This is a genomic window from Microbacterium sp. UBA3394, from assembly GCF_002358725.1.
Classification (GTDB): domain Bacteria; phylum Actinomycetota; class Actinomycetes; order Actinomycetales; family Microbacteriaceae; genus Microbacterium; species Microbacterium luteum.
Map to the genome: position 1 here is coordinate 1 of NZ_DEPK01000068.1, position 18223 is coordinate 18223.

Annotated in this window: 18 protein-coding genes; 5 read left to right on the plus strand and 13 right to left on the minus strand. The window is 65.6% G+C overall.

All coding sequences use genetic code 11. The features are described from left to right. Positions 1-430 precede the first annotated feature (430 nt). The 4 genes from B4E30_RS03920 (at position 431) to B4E30_RS03940 (ending at position 3993) form a co-directional block, all read left to right on the plus strand. Positions 431-784, plus strand: a complete 354-nt coding sequence (locus B4E30_RS03920; protein WP_286793586.1) for a hypothetical protein — start codon at positions 431-433, stop codon at positions 782-784. 415 nt (positions 785-1199) lie between these two features. After that, entirely contained in the window at positions 1200-1466 is a 267-nt protein-coding gene (locus B4E30_RS03925; RefSeq protein WP_286793603.1) for a hypothetical protein, read from the plus strand. A gap of 131 nt (positions 1467-1597) precedes the next feature. Beyond that, positions 1598-1771, plus strand: a complete 174-nt coding sequence (locus B4E30_RS03930) for a hypothetical protein (RefSeq protein ID WP_286793587.1) — start codon at positions 1598-1600, stop codon at positions 1769-1771. Between the two features lie 131 nt (positions 1772-1902). Continuing rightward, a complete protein-coding gene (locus B4E30_RS03940) occupies positions 1903-3993 on the plus strand; it encodes a heavy metal translocating P-type ATPase (RefSeq protein ID WP_414683182.1) in 2091 nt (696 codons plus the stop codon). 36 nt (positions 3994-4029) lie between these two features. Here the strand turns inward: B4E30_RS03940 and B4E30_RS03945 are convergent, their stop codons facing one another. The 13 genes from B4E30_RS03945 to B4E30_RS04005 form a co-directional block, all read right to left on the minus strand. Further along, the gene (locus B4E30_RS03945; protein ID WP_286793590.1) at positions 4030-5262 is read right to left on the minus strand and encodes an MFS transporter; all 1233 of its coding nucleotides are present in this window, start codon (positions 5260-5262) and stop codon (positions 4030-4032) included. Further along, the gene (locus tag B4E30_RS03950; RefSeq protein WP_286793602.1) at positions 5256-5633 is read right to left on the minus strand and encodes an ArsR/SmtB family transcription factor; all 378 of its coding nucleotides are present in this window, start codon (positions 5631-5633) and stop codon (positions 5256-5258) included. Before B4E30_RS03950 ends, B4E30_RS03945 begins: the two co-directional genes overlap by 7 nt. 241 nt (positions 5634-5874) lie before the next feature. Continuing rightward, on the minus strand, positions 5875-6015 hold the full coding sequence (locus B4E30_RS03955; RefSeq protein ID WP_286793591.1) for a HepT-like ribonuclease domain-containing protein: 141 nt from the start codon (positions 6013-6015) through the stop codon (positions 5875-5877). A 295-nt stretch (positions 6016-6310) separates the two neighbouring features. Beyond that, positions 6311-6640: a putative quinol monooxygenase gene (locus B4E30_RS03960; protein WP_286793592.1), complete on the minus strand. Its 330-nt coding sequence runs from the start codon at positions 6638-6640 to the stop codon at positions 6311-6313. Next, the gene (locus B4E30_RS03965; RefSeq protein WP_286793593.1) at positions 6637-7899 is read right to left on the minus strand and encodes a four-carbon acid sugar kinase family protein; all 1263 of its coding nucleotides are present in this window, start codon (positions 7897-7899) and stop codon (positions 6637-6639) included. Before B4E30_RS03965 ends, B4E30_RS03960 begins: the two co-directional genes overlap by 4 nt. Positions 7900-7944: 45 nt before the next feature. Further along, positions 7945-8703, minus strand: coding sequence for a FadR/GntR family transcriptional regulator (locus B4E30_RS03970; RefSeq protein WP_286793594.1), 759 nt, complete (start codon positions 8701-8703; stop codon positions 7945-7947). Between the two features lie 63 nt (positions 8704-8766). Continuing rightward, positions 8767-9774 carry a substrate-binding domain-containing protein gene (locus tag B4E30_RS03975; RefSeq protein WP_286793595.1) on the minus strand — a complete coding sequence of 336 codons (1008 nt, stop codon included), beginning with the start codon at positions 9772-9774 and terminating at the stop codon, positions 8767-8769. Further along, on the minus strand, positions 9755-10762 hold the full coding sequence (locus tag B4E30_RS03980; RefSeq protein ID WP_286793596.1) for an ABC transporter permease: 1008 nt from the start codon (positions 10760-10762) through the stop codon (positions 9755-9757). Before B4E30_RS03980 ends, B4E30_RS03975 begins: the two co-directional genes overlap by 20 nt. After that, positions 10759-12240, minus strand: a complete 1482-nt coding sequence (locus B4E30_RS03985; protein WP_286793597.1) for a sugar ABC transporter ATP-binding protein — start codon at positions 12238-12240, stop codon at positions 10759-10761. Before B4E30_RS03985 ends, B4E30_RS03980 begins: the two co-directional genes overlap by 4 nt. Next, positions 12237-13691 (minus strand): aldehyde dehydrogenase family protein, encoded by a 1455-nt coding sequence (locus tag B4E30_RS03990; protein ID WP_286793598.1) that lies wholly within the window; start codon positions 13689-13691, stop codon positions 12237-12239. The genes B4E30_RS03985 and B4E30_RS03990 overlap by 4 nt, the downstream gene beginning before the upstream one ends. Further along, positions 13684-15363 carry a GMC family oxidoreductase gene (locus B4E30_RS03995; protein ID WP_286793599.1) on the minus strand — a complete coding sequence of 560 codons (1680 nt, stop codon included), beginning with the start codon at positions 15361-15363 and terminating at the stop codon, positions 13684-13686. Before B4E30_RS03995 ends, B4E30_RS03990 begins: the two co-directional genes overlap by 8 nt. Then, complete coding sequence (locus tag B4E30_RS04000; protein ID WP_286793600.1) at positions 15360-15944, minus strand: hypothetical protein; 585 nt, start codon at positions 15942-15944, stop codon at positions 15360-15362. The genes B4E30_RS03995 and B4E30_RS04000 overlap by 4 nt, the downstream gene beginning before the upstream one ends. A gap of 39 nt (positions 15945-15983) precedes the next feature. Continuing rightward, on the minus strand, positions 15984-17345 hold the full coding sequence (locus B4E30_RS04005; RefSeq protein WP_286793601.1) for an NAD(P)H-dependent oxidoreductase: 1362 nt from the start codon (positions 17343-17345) through the stop codon (positions 15984-15986). A 262-nt stretch (positions 17346-17607) separates the two neighbouring features. On the opposite strand from B4E30_RS04005, the gene B4E30_RS16565 reads away from it, so the two are divergent. Beyond that, complete coding sequence (locus B4E30_RS16565; RefSeq protein ID WP_353888867.1) at positions 17608-17697, plus strand: helix-turn-helix domain-containing protein; 90 nt, start codon at positions 17608-17610, stop codon at positions 17695-17697. Positions 17698-18223 lie beyond the last annotated feature (526 nt).

The window sequence follows — 18223 nt, forward strand, 5'->3', positions numbered from 1 at the left end:
CCGAGCGGGTAGACGTGCCACCACATGACGTGCTCGACCCAGGCCCGTGCGGACGCACTCATGCGGTCGTTTCCTTGTGGAGGCTGCGGTGCGGCATGCCCCTCATCCTCTCACCGGGGCGCAGCAGGAGAGACCGGAGTCAGGTCCGCGCTGCCCGTATCGACCCACGCGGTAGTGATGTCCTCGCGCTATAGAGCCGACCTCCGGCGGATCACCGAGGTGTGCTCCTGGAGGTACCGGCCGGCGGCCTCTCACGTCCCTCCACCGTCCACTTCTCCGGTGCCCCTTTACTTCACCCGGAAGGCGCCTGCCGCCACGCGTTCATGCAGCCCCTGCAACCCACGGGGTGGGCACAGGGGGGCACTCCCTGCCGTCGAAGAACAAGTCAAGGCCCTTGGTCAGGCGCCACCGCCCTCGTACCGTGGCCGTCATGTCGATCGAAGTGAACAGCCCCGCCCTCCGGCTCGCCCGTTCCCTCGTGCGCGACGGCAAAGTGGTGCACGACGAACGCGACGACTGGTCGGGCGCCGCTCCCTCCGCGGAGCAGGAGAACGCCTTCATCGACGAGAACGGCTGGACCGAATATTCGCACTGGCACTTGGGCATCGACAAGAGCGAGAACCGCGAGACGAAGCGTGCCTACAGCTTCCCGTTCGGCGACTTCGACAAGGTGCGTCGGTCCGGCGTAATTTCGGCAGAGAGCCGTGCCGGTCAGTACGACCACACCGAAATCCGCGACGCCCTCAAGTCACTACTCGACCTCATCGACGAAGACGGCAGCTGACGATCACGGCCCCGAGGAGTCCTGGGTACGCCACGCCTGGTGCCCTCATGAATCGCCCTCACCCTGAACGCGATTCAATCCGACGCGAGCCTTCCCAGCTCCGGTGGCGGCGAGAGAGAGCAATTGCAACACCGCACGCTCCGTGGCGTGCCGCACGACCGCTGTTTCACCTCCGTTGCGTACGCGACGATGCCACCTTGAAACCAATCGTGGGGCCCCGATCCGCGTCCGATCTCACTCGCGACGCGACAACACCGAACGCCACCCCCAGGCCCTGCCCGGCCGGATCACCCCGCTGATCGCATGGCAGGCGACGCCGAAGGCCGAGCCCCCGCGGCCGCAACTGTTGCCGTCACGGAAGCAGGCCGATCCGCCCCCGCCGACACCGTCGCCGAACGGGCGAGTCCGCGACGGGATGCGGATCGCGACGATCCACCCGAACGGATCGATCGCTCTGGGAAGGCGCCCCGCTCCTCGTCGTCGCCGAATCATCCCCGACGGAAACCACCTCGCTGGCATCGATTCGTCGGAGCGGATCTGGATCTCCTCCGCCGGAGCCACGATATGGGAGCAGGTCGGCATCGCTCACGGTGCCGCGCACGCGATCACCGTCACCGACAGCGGCGCGCTTCTCATCGTCGATGACAGCGGCGTCACGCTCCTCCCCGCACCGTCGTCCTGACGTGCAGATGCGCGCGTTCGGATCAGGTAATCGCAAGCGAGTGATGGGGGATCATTCCCTGCATGAAGCCGGTGTCGTCAACGGTGATCTGAGAGCGGTCGAGGGCGATGCCACCGCCGATGGACGTCCGCGTGTGCGAACTCGCCGTGGAGATCAGCGAGGCTCAACACGGGGAGATCTTCGAGATGGATTGGCTCATCCAAGACATCGCCCAGAACGGACCCGCGACAACTCCCGCAGACGCAGCAGAGCGCCCCGTTCCGGACTACTCCGAAGCAGCCGCACGAGACTGTGCGACCGACTAGTCCGGAATACCCCCTAGGGGTACCGTGTTGGCATCGGTACACCGACGGCGCGGCTTGAGAAAGCGAACACCAGGATGAACACGAACGCACCCGAGCAAGCTCACTCAGAACACCACGGCGCGCACGACCACATGGCCCACGCTGCCGACCATCGTCACCAGGAGCGTCTCGACAGTCATCACGGCCACTCGGGGCACGACGGCCACTCGGGACACCAGGGGCATGCGGGACATGGTGACCACGTCGCGCAGTTCCGGCGCTTGTTCTGGATCAATCTGATCCTCGCTGTCCCGGTGGTGGCGTTCTCGAGCATGTTCGCGATGCTCGTCGGATACGAGATCCCCGACTTCCCCGGATCGATGTGGATCGCGCCGGCCCTCGGGACGGTCATGTATATCTGGGGCGGGTGGCCGTTCCTGACCGGCGCGCTCAGCGAACTCCGGTCGAAGTCTCCGGGGATGATGCTGCTCATCGGGCTGGCGATCACCGTCGCCTTCCTCGCGTCGTGGGGCGCGAGCATCGGGCTGCTCGATCACCAGCTGGAGTTCTGGTGGGAACTGGCCTTTCTGATCGTGATCATGCTCCTCGGGCACTGGCTCGAGATGCGCTCGCTCGCACAGACCAGTTCCGCCCTCGACTCCCTCGCCGCGCTCCTCCCCGATGAGGCGGAACGCGTCGAAGGCGACCAGACCGTCACGGTCTCCCCGTCCGAGCTGCAGGTCGGAGACATCGTCATCGTACGACCCGGCGGAAGCGTCCCGGCTGACGGCACCATCACCGCAGGTCGCGCGCACCTCGACGAGTCGATGATCACCGGGGAATCGAAGCCGGTCGGTCGCGAGGTCGGCGACGCGGTCACCGCCGGAACGGTCGCGACCGATTCCGGGATTCGCGTCGAGGTAACCGCGATCGGGGACGACACCGCTCTGGCGGGCATTCAACGGCTGGTCACCGACGCGCAGAACTCGACCTCTCGCGCGCAGCGCATCGCCGACCGCGCCGCGGCCTGGCTGTTCTGGTTCGCGCTCGGCTCCGCCGTGATCACCGCGATCGTCTGGTCCCTGGTCGGCGACCCCGATGCCGCCGTGATTCGAACCATCACCGTGCTCGTGATCGCCTGTCCGCACGCTCTCGGCCTCGCGATCCCCCTTGTGGTATCCATCGCGACCGAACGAGCCGCCCGCGGCGGCGTGCTCATCAAGGACCGCCTCGCACTGGAGAGCATGCGCAGTGTCGACGCCGTCCTCTTCGACAAGACCGGCACCCTCACGAAGGGCGAGCCGACCGTCACCGACATCGCCGCTGCTCAGGGACGCTCCCCCGATGAGCTCCTCGCGCTGGCCGCCGCGGCCGAATCCGACAGCGAGCACCCCCTCGCGCGCGCCATCGTCCGCGCCGCCCAAGACCGATCGCTCACCCTCCCCAGAGCGACGGACTTCACCTCAGAACCCGCCCTCGGCGTCACCGCCACCATGGACGGCGACGAGATCCGTGTCGGCGGGCCACGCCTCGTCGAGTCCCTTGGCCAGAAGGAGATGCCCGACCTCGAGGGGTGGCGCGACGACGGCGCCATCATCCTCCACATCGCCATCGCCGGGCGCATCGCGGGCGCGTTCAAGCTCGCCGACGAGATCCGCCCCGAGTCCCGCGATGCCGTCGACGCACTGCACGCCCTGGGAATACACGTCGCGATGATCACCGGAGACGCCGAACCCGTCGCGCACGCTGTTGCCCGGGAACTCGGGATCGATCAGGTCTTCGCCGGCGTCCGACCCGACGACAAGTCGGAAAAGGTCGCGGAGCTCCAGGGAGAGGGTCGCAGGGTCGCGATGGTCGGCGACGGTGTCAACGACGCCCCCGCCCTCGCGAAGGCGGACGTGGGCATCGCCATCGGGGCTGGCACCGATGTCGCGATCGCCTCCGCCGGAGTCATCCTCGCAAGCTCCGACCCCCGCTCGGTCCTTTCCGTCATCGAATTGTCCCGCCGCACGTACCGCAAGATGGCGCAAAACCTCTGGTGGGCCGCCGGCTACAACCTCGTCTCCGTCCCCCTCGCCGCGGGCATCCTCGCCCCCATCGGGTTCGTCCTGCCGATGTCGGTCGGCGCCATCCTCATGTCCCTGTCGACCATCATCGTCGCCGCCAATGCGCAACTCCTGCGACGCCTCGAGCTCACCCCCGAGAACAGCGCTCGGCGCATCCTCCGCCATGCACAGGACTGACCCGGGTGACCGACAGGCCGGGTCAGCGGCCGGTTCTCAGAGCGGAGCGGGCGTGTTCTCGCTGAGGCGTCGGGTGCGTGAGAACGTCACCGCAACCGCCCCCGCGACCACAGCGAGGATGAGGAGAACGACGGCGGCACCGGTGAGGTTCGCCGCGCCGAGCCATCCCGCGATCGGGTAGGTGACCAGGAAGGAAGCGTGGGAGAGCGCGAACTGGGCCGTGTAGACGAGGTTCCGGTTCGCGAGCGTGGACGCATCAGCGAGCAGCCGGGATGAGGGAGTGTTCACCAGCGAGGTGCCGATGCCCAGCAGCATCCACGTGCCCAGCAGCACGTACCATCCGGTCCCGGTGGTCGTGGCGACCGCAGTGACGACGACCGCGACCGCCAGGCCTGCAACGATGACGATCACGCCGACGGACATGGTGCGAATCACGCCGAGCTTGCTGACCAGCCACGGGATGTTCCAGGCGACGACCAGAGATCCGATCCCGTAACAGGCAAGCGCCACCGCAAGAGCCTCCTCACCGAGACCGAACACTGCTCGGGCATAGACGACGGAGTTCACGAGAACGATCGCGGTGCCGGCCGCGACGACGACGTTGGTGAGCAGCAGGAACCGCAGCGTCGGGGTTCGAGCAAACACCTTCGCGCCAAGCAGGAGCCGCTGCCAGAACGACAGTGCCGGCGCGTCACCGTTGCGGTCGGGCAGGTGGGAGGACAGCACCAGCAAGGCGGAGCAGGCGAAGCCGATCGCGGTGCCGACGAACAGGTTGTTGTAGCTCATCGCTGTCAGCAGCGCCGCAGCGATCGTCGGGCTCAATAGCGCCTCGAGATCATAGGCCAGTCGGGACAGCGACAACGCCTTCGTATAGTCATCCGGCTTAGGGAGGATTGAAGGAATCAGGGACTGAAACGCCGGGGTGAAAGTGGCCGAGGCGGACTGCAGCACGAACACGAGCACATAGATCTGCCAGGCCTCGGTCACGAACGGCAGCATCAGCGCGATCGCCAACCGGATGAGGTCCGCGGTGATCAGGACGGCCTTCTTCGGCAGTCGGTCGACGACCGCTGCGACCAGCGGGGCGACGCCGACATAGGCGACCATCTTGATCGTCAACGCCGTCCCGAGCACGGATCCGGCGGAGGAACCTGCGATGTCGAACGCGAGCAGCCCCAGGGCGACGGTAAGCAGCCCCGTCCCCAGCAACGCGATCACCTGCGCTGTGAACAGCTTCGCGTAGGTCGGGTTGCGGAGGACCTTCAGCATCGCTGGCCGGACCGAGGGGCGGGATGCTCGCCACGGTGATGCGCAGGATCATTGCTGAGAGTGTGCTCGGCTTGGAAAATCGCATCCGCGACCAACTGCCGAGCGTGCTCGTTCGTCAGCCGATAGAACACCTTCGTGCCCTCCTGGCGGGTCGACACGATCCGCGCGAGGCGCAGCTTGGCCAGATGTTGGGAGACCGCCGGACCGGACTTGTCAACGATGCCCGCCAGGTTGTTCACCGACAGCTCCTGATCCCGCAGCGCGAGGATGATCCGGATCCGGGTGGCGTCCGCGAGCATCGAGAAGACTTCGACCGCCAGCTCGACGTACTCACTCTCCACCGACAAGGAAAACTTCGAACCTGCATGCATACGCAGATTCTTCCATGGATGTCGATGACGTCGAGGCCCAAGACCCTGCCGCGGGTTGCTTCGAGCTATCTCGGGCAAGAAAAACCCCCGATAAACGGGGGTTTTTCTGGCGGTGACGGTGGGATTTGAACCCTTACCCAATGGCCTTTCAAGACTGTGCCAGTCTTTCCTCACGCGGATTCACGCGGAAGTCGACCTTTCGACGATGTGCTGAATTGGCTCGATCGCGCGACGATTTTTCTCACGTCCTACCCGCAAGAAGAGCGTCGACGACGATACGAAGTTCGGGTACTCGGAGCGACCCAGCGGCCCAGACGACGTTGTCGTCGACAACGGCGTAGCCGTGGGCGAGAACGTTGCGGAGCCCGATGATGCGGTGCACCTCGCGAATCTTGGTTGCCCTATCCGGGGTGGAGGTGCCGCGGCGACCTGCCGTGGGGTGACGATCGGCTGCACATGCGTCTGCCGAACTCGCGGGATGGGTGGTTCGCGGCGGCCACGAAGCCAGTCCAAGCTTCGCACCCGGAGTTCCCGCGGGTGACTCCTCACGAGCTCAGGCGGAAATCGACCTTTCGCTGATGCCCGGAGGCGACACGCCTAGGGAGCTGGCGACCCAGCACTCTCGCGATGACAGAGACCGAAGTAGTGCTCCAACAACGCCTCGACCGCGGACGCCGTCACCGCACGGCGTCCGGAACCACTCCACGTACAGGATCGCCGGCTCGAATCGCCGTCATGACCGTCACGAGCTCGGGTCCCGCCAGCAACGGCGCGATATCGCTCGCGAGGGTGCGGATCGCGTTGCCGCGCGAGTGCGCCTCGAGAGCCGCACTGCTGTCCCATTTCTCGAGCAGCACGAGCGTCCCGTCCTGTGCATCGTGAAGTGCGTAGAACTGGCACCCCGCCTCCTGGTGGGTTGCCTCGATCCCCCGCGACATGGCATCGATCAACTCGGTCCGTTTTCCCGGGAGCGGCGTGAACACAGCTGTGACGACGACGGATTTCACCGAGCAACCTCCTTCGCGGGTGACGGCAACGCCGCGAGCACGTCGACGAGAGTCGACGGCCCTCCGACGTTGCCCGGAACGACGACGTAGCTGATCTCTCGCTCCGCTGACGTGCGAAGTGACCAGACTGACACTCCGGGCAAGATCTGCCCGAGTACGCGTGCACGGGTCGCGCCGAGGCCGATGCGCGCCGTATCCGCAGAGGTGATTCCTCCCTTGGCGACGACGACGTCGGCAAGGGACTCACTCAGCGAGACCGCAGTCGTCAACGCTGTCATGATCCGTTGCCCATGATCGAGCGTGTCGTGTGCGGTGAGGCGTTCCCGGCGGGAAGCGATCATCGCGAAACCGTGGGCGCGGAGGTCCGTGGCGAGTCCGTCTGCGACCCGTTCGCCCTCGACGACGGGAGCGGCGAGCGCCCCTTCCGTGTCGATGTAGCGCGGATCTCCCCACCTTTCAGCAACGCGATCGAGCTGCGCGGACGCACCCCTGGTGTGCGAGCCGCAGACCAGAAGCACGGACGGGTGATCCGGCGCGGGGATCTGTTCGAGAAGTCCGCTGCTGGTCACGCCGGCGAGTTCTGCCGCGAGGGGCGCTGCCGACCTCACGACGACGGAGCGCCCCGCTGCGGTCGCCAGATCGACTGCGTCTGCGATCAGACGGATGTCTCGGTTCGTCTCCGCGTCCGGGAGAACGACTGAGCCGGCGGTCGCCTCGACGAGTGAGAGGGCGAGGGCGCCGCTGCGCACGTCCTCGAGCGCGACCGATCGCGATGGCCGATCGCACATTGCCTGGACGTAGTCGACGAGCACCGCCGTCGAGAACCCGAAGACCGGATCGGCGGCGTACTCGGTCTCGTGCATAGGGACATGCCGGCCGCCAACCAGCAGGTAGTGCACGCCACCGATGGTGACACGGCCACCGTCGGGAAACGCGGGAACGAACAGCATGACGGCGTCGTCCTCCATGAACACCGCCGTCTCCGCGAAGACGTGTCCTCGCAGGGTCGAGTCCCCGCGCAGCACGAATCGGACATCCTCCCCCAAGCGCGTGGCCACCGCGCGAGCCTGAGACTTGATCTGCTGGCATAGAGCAACGGCCTCCAGCTCAGCGAGCGCACGCGAGTTCGTCTGCACGTAGACGCTGTCCGCATCAGTGAGGACCTCTTCCAGGGCCACCTCGTCGATGTGTAAGAGCACATCGACGCCAGCGGCGGACTGCGTTCCGGTCGGGTCGTCGTCGAGAATGATCGTCTTCATGGTCTCCTCCGTGGAGTGGCGTGGCTCAGCGGGCGCTGCGGGCCGTCAGCGACGATGCCGCCTCATGCCCTCGCCATCGCCGATGCGCAGGTCGAACCCGCGATTCGTATAGAAGTCAGTGATGTGGCTGTCGACTCGACGCGCGGCATCCTCTCCGTCACGCGCCTCGATCGCGCGGAGGATTCCCCGATGCTCTGCCCGAACGACCTCTGCGGTCGCCCGCCAGTCCTCCAACTTCGCGTAGGCATCGATCATCTGCCGGTTGATTGCGGTACGCAGTGATTGCATGAGGTGGGCGCACAGCGCGTTGCCCGTCGACTCCGCAATCCGCACATGGAACGCCGCATCGAGAGCATTGAAGGCGGCAGTCTCGATGTCGACGTTGTCCATCTCGTCCAGGATGGCGGCGAGATCGCGGTGGTCCTCGACGCGCGCGCGATCGGCTGCTTCGCGACAACTCCATGTCTCCAAAGCGAGCCGGGTCTCCAGCACATCCGTCTGATCGAACTGCCCCAGCGCTAGCTGAAGCTTCAACAGATTGACGAAACCGGCCCCCGGGGTCTCCATGAGGACTGCGCCACCTTCGCCGCCGCGCCGAATCTCCACGATCCCGAGCGCCTCCAGGACCCGCAGCGACTCACGAAGCGAGGCCCGCGAAACCCCGAGCAGCACCGAAAGGTCGCGCTCATTGGGAAGGTGGTCGCCAGCCGAAAGCTGGCGGGCGAGGATTCGCTCCTCGATCTGAGACATGACTTGTTCGTGTGCGCGCAGCTTTTGTACCGGCTGCCACCCCTCCTGCGCCATCGCGGCGTCCTTCCTTATCAGGGAATCGGGCCCGCCGAGCGGACCCGATTCCCGTGGTAGTCCTCAGCCGAGGAACTCGTCGATGTTGCTCGCGTCAGCGACCTTCACCGGGAGATCCTGAATCTTCTCGACCTGCTCGCCATTCGACAGCGCGATGGCCGTTTCCACCGCGGTCTCGCCCATCAGAATCGGATCCTGCACGACGGTAGCCGACAGCTGCCCTGCCTTGATGGATTCGAGAGCGTCCTGGATGCCATCGAACGAGATCACGGTGATGTCGTCCAGTTTGCCCGCCTGCTGAGCCGCTTCGACAGCGCCGAGCGCCGCAAGATCATTCCGACCGAAGATCGCGGTCAGGTCGGGATTGGCCTGAAGCACATTCTGGGTGACCGTGTATCCCTTCTCGCGATCCCAGTCGGCAGGCTGCGAAGCAACGACTGTGATCTCGGGGTAGGCGGCCAGCGCTTCCGTGCATCCCTCGTCGCGGTCCAGTTCGGGCGAGGTGCCGGCAATGCCCTCGAGGATCGCGAGCTCACCCGCGCCGTCCAGGTGCTGACCCAACCACTCGCAGATCAAGCGACCTCCCTCGACATTGTCGGAAGCGATGTGCGAGGCCACCTCGCCTCCGGCAGAGCTGCGATCGACGGTGATGACCGGAATGTCATTGCTATTCGCGAGCTCGACGATCGGCGTCGCCGATTCGGGCTCGACGGGATTGAGGACGATGACCTCCGCACCCTTTGTGATCATGTCCTGCACGTCGTTGAGCTGCTTCTGCGTGTCGTTCTGCGCGTCCGAGACGATTGTGCGAATGCCGTCCTCATCCGCTGCGGCGACGGCGCCGTCCTTGACCGTGCCGAAGAACGGGTTCTCGAGGGTGGACATCGAGATGCCGATCGTCAGTTCGTCCTCTCCCCCCGCGGTGCCTGCCGATCCGCATCCGGTCAGGGCGAGGGATGCCGCAAGGGCGATTCCAGCGCTGGTGAGTAGTGTTTTCATCATTTTCATGGCGAGCTCCTTTGCTGCTCTTGGTTGGGGATGTGGGGAAACGTCAGGTCCTGCGGTTGCCACGGCGGCGCCCGAGGGTGTCGATCATGACTGCCGCGGCGATCACGACACCGATCACGACCTGCTGCCAGAACGACGAGACGTCCAACAGGTTCAGGCCGTTGCGCAGCACGCCGATGATGAGCGCGCCGATGAGCGTCCCGATGACGGTGCCCACGCCGCCGCTGAGGCTCGTCCCTCCGATGACCACCGCGGCGATCACGTCGAGTTCGAGTCCTGCGCCGGCGGTGGGCTGTGCTGAGTTCAGCCGGGAGGTCAGCACCAGTCCACCGAGTCCGGCGAGCGCACCGGCGATCATGTAAACGCGCAGCTTGACCCAGCCGACGTTGATTCCCGACAACCGCGCGACTTCCTCGCTCCCGCCGACGGCGTAGATCGATCGACCAGACGGCCGGAAGCGAAGGTAGAACGCGCCGATCGCGTAGAGGACGAGGACGAGGATCACCACCGCTGGGACGACCCCGGCGATATCGAAGCTCGTCAGCGCGCGGAACCAGTCGGGGAATCCGGAGATCGGCTGACCGTCGCTGAGCACGAGCGTCAACCCGCGAGCGACCGACAACATTGCGAGAGTCGCGACGAAGGGGGGCACTCTCCCGAACACGATCAGTGCGCCGTTCGCGGCGCCAGCAGCAGCACCGGAGACGAGGCCGAGAACCAGTGCGATCCCCATCGGTAAACCGAGCTGGGAGAACGTGACCCCGGCGATCATTCCCGAGAGAGCGGCGACCGAGCCCACCGAAAGATCGATTCCGCCCGAGACGATGACCATCGTCGCGCCCAGCGCGATGATGGCGAGCACCGTGATCTGCTGGAAGACGTTGAACAGGTTGTTCACCGTCAGGAAGTACGGGGAGAGGATGCTCAACAGGATCACGAGCACGATAAGGCTCGCGAAGGGGCCGATAGCGCTGAACTTGCGCACGTTTCCGAGCACTCGGCGCATGCCGGTCGGGGGTACGGAGACAGCGGTGGTACTGGTGATGGTCACGATGCCACCGCCAGTGCCATGGTGCGCTCCTGCGTCGCCTCGGCGCGACTCAAGATACCCGTGACTCTGCCACGAGAAAGAACGACGACTCGATGGGACAATCCCAACACCTCCGTTAGTTCGGATGAGATGACGATCACGGCGGCGCCGCGCGCCGACAGGTCTTCGATCAGCTGGTAGACGGCTTCCTTCGCGCCGACGTCGATCCCCCGCGTCGGCTCGTCGAAGATGATCACCTTCGGCTCGGTCAGGAGCCACTTGGCGATCACGACCTTCTGCTGGTTTCCCCCGGAGAGCGTGCCCACAGGCTGATCCGGACGCCCCTTCAGTGCCAGGGCTTCCGCGGCCTCGGCCACGATTCGCCGGATCTTGCGGGCGAACAGCATCCCGCCCGTCGCCGCGGACGACATCGAGGCCGCGATGATGTTGTCTGAGACACTCTGACTGAGCAGCAGGCCCTCTTGCTTGCGATCCTCGGGAACCAGGGCGATGCCCGCGCTGATCGCATCCTTCGGGTGCCGCACCCTCAGTTCTCTTCCGGCGAGTTCGATCGTTCCCGCCTCCGCCGGCTCCGCGCCGAAGATCGCGCGCGCAACCTCGGTACGGCCCGCCCCCACCAGCCCCGCGATGCCGAGGACCTCGCCCTTGTGCACCTCGAAGCTGACGTCGCGAAACGACCCGCTGCGCGTGAGTCCGTCCACCTTCAGGACGACGTTGCCCTGATGCGCATGCGGGTCGGGGAACACGCGGTCGATCGGGCGGTCGACCATCGTCTCGACGAGAACGTCGGGTTCGATGTCGGCCGTGTCGAAGTCGCGCACGCGATGGCTGTCGCGCATCACGACGATGCGCGAACCGATGCGCGCGATCTCCTCGAGGCGGTGCGAGATGAACACGAACCCGACGCCCTCAGCGGTGAGTTGGTCCACGACGCGGAACAGCTGCTCGGCGTCCTCGTAGCCCAGCGCGGCCGTCGGCTCGTCGAGCAGGAGGAACTTCGCGTTCAGCGCGAGCGCCTTGGCGATCTCGACCTTCTGCAAGCCTGCTACCGACAGACCACTCACGGGCATGTCGGGATCGAGGTTCGCCCCGAGCCGTGCCAAGTGCTTGCGGGACTCCTCGCGCATGAAGGCCGTGTCGATGCGACCGCCGCGCGTCGGTTGGCGACCGAGGAACACGTTCTCAGCAATCGAGAGGTCACGGACCAGGTTTGTCTCTTGGTGGATGAGACCGACACCAGCGTTGATCGCCGCCGCCGGCGAAGTCGGCGCATAGGGTTCCCCGCCGATGGTCATCTCGCCGGAATCGGGACGGACGACACCGGAGAGCATCTTCGCGACGGTCGACTTCCCCGCCCCGTTCTCGCCGAGGAGGCACAGGACCTCGCCCGGACGCACCTCCACGTCGACATCGCGCACGACCGTGACACCGCCGAAAGCTTTCGTCAGGCCCGTCGCGACGAGCGAACCGACGGTCATGACGCACTCCAGGCCGCGTACACCGACTTCTTACGTCGATACAACTCGAGACCGTGCGTCCCGTCGTCTCCGCCCAGGCCACTCTCACCCCATCCGCCGTGAAAGCCGTTCATCTCCTCGGGGCCGCCCCGATTGATGAAGACCTCCCCGCTGCGCAAGGAATGCGACATCCGCATCGCTCGCGAGAAGTTCTCGGTGTAGAGGTACGAGCTAAGGCCGTAGACAGTGTCATTCGCCATCGCGACCGCCTGCTCCTCACCATCGAAGGCGACGACAGGCAGGACCGGGCCGAATACCTCCTCTTGCAGCACCGGCGAGTCGTTGGACACGTCTGCGAGCAGGGTCGGTCGGTACCAGTACCCGCGATCGAACGCACCGCCCGAAGGACGTTCACCGCCGGTGACGATGCGGGCACCCGCGTCAACGGCCGCACCCACGATGCGCTCGACGTTGAGCAACTCCGCGTTCGAGGCCTTCGGCCCCGCCTGCGTCGCCTCGTCGGCAGGGTCGCCGATCACCATCGACTCCAGGCGCGCCGCCATGCGCGCGGTGAACTCGTCGAAGACCGATCGCTCGACGTAGGTGCGCTCGTTCGCTACGCAGGCCTGACCGTTGTTCATCATGCGCGTCGCAATCGCCGCCTCGGCGGCCGCGTCGAGGTCGGCGTCGGCGAAGACGATGAACGGCGCCTTGCCACCGAGCTCCAGCGACACAGGGATGATGCGGTCGGCAGCGTTGTGCAGGATGGACCGCCCTGCGCGGACGCTGCCGGTCATCGTCACGAAACCGATCGCGGGATTCTGCACGAGCGCCGTGCCGATCACCGCGCCTCGACCCGGCAGCACCGAGAGGAGGCCCTCGGGAACGCCCGCCTCGATGGCGAGTTCCGCGATCGCCAGGGCCGACAGCGGTGTGAGCTCGGCTGGCTTGAGCACGATCGCGTTGCCTGTGACCAGTGCCGGGGCGAGCTTGCGCGCTGCGAGCGCGAGAGGGAAGTTCCACGGGATGATGCCGGCAACGACGCCGATTGGCTCCCGACGCAGCCACATCTCCTGCGATGGCGACGACAGGGGAAGCACCTCACCACCCTGGGTCGTGATGATGCCGGCGAAGAATTGGCAGAACCCGGCGGCGGCCCCGACCTCTGCGCGCGCTTCGATGATGGGCTTGCCCAGCTCGGCGACGAGGATACCGGCGAGGCGGTCAGCATCCCTCTCGATCAGCGTGGCGAGGCGGTGCAGCACAGCGGCCCGCCCGGCGGCCGGAACGCGGGCCCAGGACTTCTGTGCACGCACGGCCTCGGCGACCGCGCTTTCGACGTCGGCGTCGTTCGCCGTGGAAACGCGCGCGATGATCTCCTCGGTAGCCGGGTTCTCGATCTCGTCGACCGCGCCGCCGGAGCCTTCGCTCCAGCGACCGGCGAGCAGTAGCGGCTGTGTCGTGTCAGGCATTGAGCAGAACCTTCCGGTGATCGAACTCGGGGGCATCGGCATTGGCGGGCGTCACCTTCTGCGAGCGGATGTGTGCACCGTTGGCGATGATGTACTCCGCAACGCGCACGGCGAGCGCCCCGATGGTGGGCGTCGGGTTAACGGCGGCCCCGGTGGTGAGGCTGGAGCCGTCGACAATGAAGAGGTTCGGTACCTCCCACGTCTGATTCCACTTGTTGGTCGTGGAATCCTCCGGCGAGTTGCCCATGCGGGCGGTGCCCATCAGATGCCAGCCGGGGTTCACATTCTGGTGCCCGGTCGAGCGCACCCGCGAAGCGCCGGCGGCCGCAGCGACCTGTTCCAATCGCTCGACGCCGTAGTTGGTGAGCAGGATGTCGTTCTCGTGCGGCGTGAAGTCCACCGTGATGCCGGGCAGGCCCGACGAATCGGTTATCGAGTGATCCAACCGCACGCGGTTGTCGTAGACCGGCAGGTCTTCGGCGAGCACATAGACGAGCATCTGGTTGCCGAAGTCTTCGTCGAAGCGCCGGTGGTGTCCGGCACCCCACGCGATCGGCTCCCGCGTGTGCGATCCGGTCGCAGTGAACGCGGCGCCGTAGGAGCGACCGACTTGCATCGTGAAGCCGTTCACGAACGGCTTCGACGGGTCGGTGTCGTAAAACTCCTGCGAGTAGAACGGGGCGCCGAACGAGGCCTTGTACCCCTCGATCGGCTCGTCGAACCATACGTCGCAGTTGGCGTAGCTGTGATGCATGAGGTGACGGCCGACGAGGTCGTTGCCGTTGGCGAGACCATTGGCGAACCCCTTCTGCTCCGACATCAGCAGGAGACGCGGAGTGCCGAGACCGCTCGCCGAGAGCACGACGATGTCGGCCGACACGAAATGCCGCTCACCCGTGGCGAGGTCGATGTACATCGCACCGGTCGCGCGCCCGTTCTCCACCTCGATCTTCTCGACGCGCGCACCCGTACGCAGGTCGACGCCGTTGTGCAGGGCCTTCGGCCAGTAGGCCACATGCACTCCACCGAGCGAGCCTCGGGGACAGCCCGACAGGCATCCGCCGCACTCGTTGCAGCCGAGCCGTCCGTCCTTCGGGTGCGTGATGATCGCGTTGTCGGACGGCCACCAGTGCCAGCCGAGCTTGTCGAAGCCGTCCGACAGCTTGAGCCCGAGCTTGCCGGGCCGGGTGGTGGGCTGGCGCGGAGCGTTCGGGCGCGCGGGATAGGCCGGGTCGCCGACGACACCGGAGATCCCCATCTCGGCATCGTTGATGTCGTAAAACGGCGCGAGCTCCTCATACGTGAGAGGCCAGTCGATCGTACCCTCGAACCCGTGCTCTGTGCCTTTGCGAAAGTCGACCGGCTTGTAGCGCGGCCAGTGGCCGCCGTAGCAGACGGTGCTTCCCCCGACCGCGTTGAAGAGATAGGGCCGGATGTGCCCGGAGACGGGGTAGTCCTCCGGCAACTGACGGTCGTTGGGATTGTATGACCAGCCGCGCAGCTTCTCGAGCTCCCATGTATTCAGCTCGTGAGAGTAGTCGATGTTCGGGTCCAGCCATCCGCCCTGCTCGAGACAGACCACCTTTATTCCCGCGTCCGACAGACGCTTGGCGACGGCTCCGCCGCCCATGCCCGAGCCGATCACCAGGACGTCGACGTGTTCAGTACTCATGAGCTGGCCTTTCGTGCCTGGGGTGCCCGGAGCACCGCGTCGGTGGGGATGAACGTGCCGCGTTCGCGGGAGGGCTGACGGGTCCCCCAGTTCTCGAGAACCGCGTCGTACCCGATCGGCTGCGGCCTGCCGTGGAAGTCCTTGCCGTATCGCGTGCGCTGACGAATAAGCTCGACGACGTCGGAGTGGCCGTAGTAGACGTAGTAGACGAAGTCGAGGATGCGGCGGAATGTCGCGGTATCCTCTTCTTCGAATCGCGACACCTCGCTTACGCGTGCATCGGGACCGAGCTCCGCGAGTTCGGGGAGGCCCTCATCGATCGCCGCAAAGAACTCGCTCACGCGAAAGTTCGGGTAGAACGACAATTCCGCGTCGTCGGGCACGAGGTACTTCGTGGCGAGGTCGGCGATCGACAGCTGGGCGGCGGGCGGCCAACCGTCTTCGGCGGGGATGAGCGTGTCGACGAGCGCGTTGAACGTGCGTCGCTGCAGGTCGGTGAGGGGGTGCGCGGCAGCATACCCGCCGTGCATCATGCGGCTGCCCGAAAGAGCTGCACTGCGGCGTTCGGGGTTGGAGAGCATCGATGAACCTTCGTCGAATGGTGGATCTGTAGCGGGAGGTCAGGCCTGGACGGCGAGGTGCTCTGCCCGGAACTCTTTCTCGAGTTCGCGACGGACCTGCACCGCCAGCAGCGACTCATCGGCGTCGATGTCGTCCCATGAGACGGTGCGGTCCTTCGGCACGTCACGGATGAGCTTCGCACCGTGGGCAAGACCGAGCGGCAGCGCGCTGCGCTCGAGCGAGATCGCGGCCGGCGCGAGCTTGCCGTACACCGTGAAGCCGCCCTCGCCGTCGAGTATGTCGCCGGCGCGGAGGTCGGTCTTGGCCGTGCTGACGACGTCGCCGCGGAAACCGGTCGGCGACCCAGTCGGCTCGCCGCGCAGGACTGCCGAGGCGATCGAGACCGGCAGCTCAAGACCGATCATGTGGTACGGACGGTACAGCGATCCGTAGCGACCGCTGTCGTCGGTGCGCACGCCGTACTCGGCGAAGCAATGCGCGGCATAGTCGGTGCGGGCCTCGAAGGTCACATAGACGCCCCAGCGCAGATCGCGATACACCTCGCTGCCGTCGCGGTTGAGGCTGGAGATGAGCTCGACCGTTCCTCGACGCGAGAGGGTGCCACCCTTCTCCCGCTCCTTGAGCAGGTGCGGCAGATCGTCCACCCCGACCGGAGTGAAATGCAGACCCTCATCCTGCGGAATGAGCCCGGTGCCGTTGGCGACCGCGGCCATCTCGATTGCCGATTTGGTGCCGTCGAGGAACGAGTTGAACATTTTGGAGTTGTAGTCACCCGACGCGAGCTGTTCCGAAGTGAACCCGTAGTAGTCCCAGACCGTGTCAGGGGTGGAGTAGTGATACTCGGGCAGATACTTCGTGCCCTTCCCCGCGGCGACGACGTCGAACCCGACCGTCCGGCACCAGTCAACGAGTTCGGAGATGAGTGCCGGCTGGTCGCCGTAGGCCATGGAGTACACGACCCCGGCGGCCTGCGCGCGACGCTGGAGGATCGGGCCGACCATGCAGTCGGCCTCGACGTTGACCATCACGATGTGCTTGCCATTGTCGATGGCCCGGAGTGCGTGGTAAGTGCCGATAATGGGGTTCCCCGTGATCTCGAGGATGACCTCGATCTCGTCGAGCTCGAGCAGCGAGTCGGCGCTATCGGTGACGTGGGTGCCACCCGTCGTCAGGGCATCCTGCAGGCTCGTCGCCGCGTAGCGCTCGGCCGGCCAGCCAGTGCGGTCGAGCGCTTCGAAAGCTTTGGGAATGTTGATGTCGGCGACACCCACGACGTGCAGGGTGGGCAGGTTGACAGCCTGCGTCAAGAACATCGACGCGAACTTGCCGGCGCCGATCACGCCGACGCGGATGGGGCCCGAGGTCTCGGCGCGCTGCTGCAGTAGCGAATAGAGGTTCATTCGAGCTCCACTTCGGTGTGTGCGGATCGAGGTCGATCTACGTTGATGGTCTGACCATCAGTCTATTGATCCAATACTCCATGTCAAGAAGTCGACATACCGAACGACAAATGGCCCCGATCGACGGGCTGACTCGGCCCAGTGTGTCCAGAGACAGTGATGTGTCCCCGGTTATCACGGAGTCGGGTTGCTTGACTCTGGGCATCGGCTCCGTCGAAAGGGGCAGCTTGCCGAAGAAGTATCCGGATGAGTTCCGACGGAGGTGCTTGATCTCGTCGAGTCTGGCCACCCAGTGCGGCAAGTAGCTGACAACCTCGGCATCAGCGACAAGTCGATCCATCAGTGGCGTTGACAGGATCGAATCGATCGAGGACTTGCCGTCGGGCTCACGTCGACCGAGAAGTCAGAATTGGGTGCGGCGAAGAGGCGCATCCGTGAGATGGAGGACGAGGTTGCAATCCCCTCGTTTCGAACGAGCACTCTCACCGAGTGGCGATCATCGACCTGCGCACGCTAAGCCTGTCCGAGCAGACCCGAATGCAAGCGGGGCTCCCGAACAGGCACCGCAAGACCCGGTCACCTGATAAACGCCTGCGGTGGGCAGGATTCCCACCGTAGGTCGATCGTGCCGGGCGCCGCCGAAGGAAGGACCCGCAGGATTCCGCGGAATCCTGCGGTCCCCGATCGCACCTGCGGAACCCCGTCGCGAGCAGTCACGACGCACCGGACATTGCTCATTCTTTCCCAAACGCAGATCAGCGCCCATAAAAACAGGCGCTGATCTGGGAAAAATGGCGGTGACGGTGGGATTTGAACCCTCATTCAACCTGCTTTCGCAGACTGTGCCGGCCTTTCGGGTGAGTCCCATAGCGTGGTGT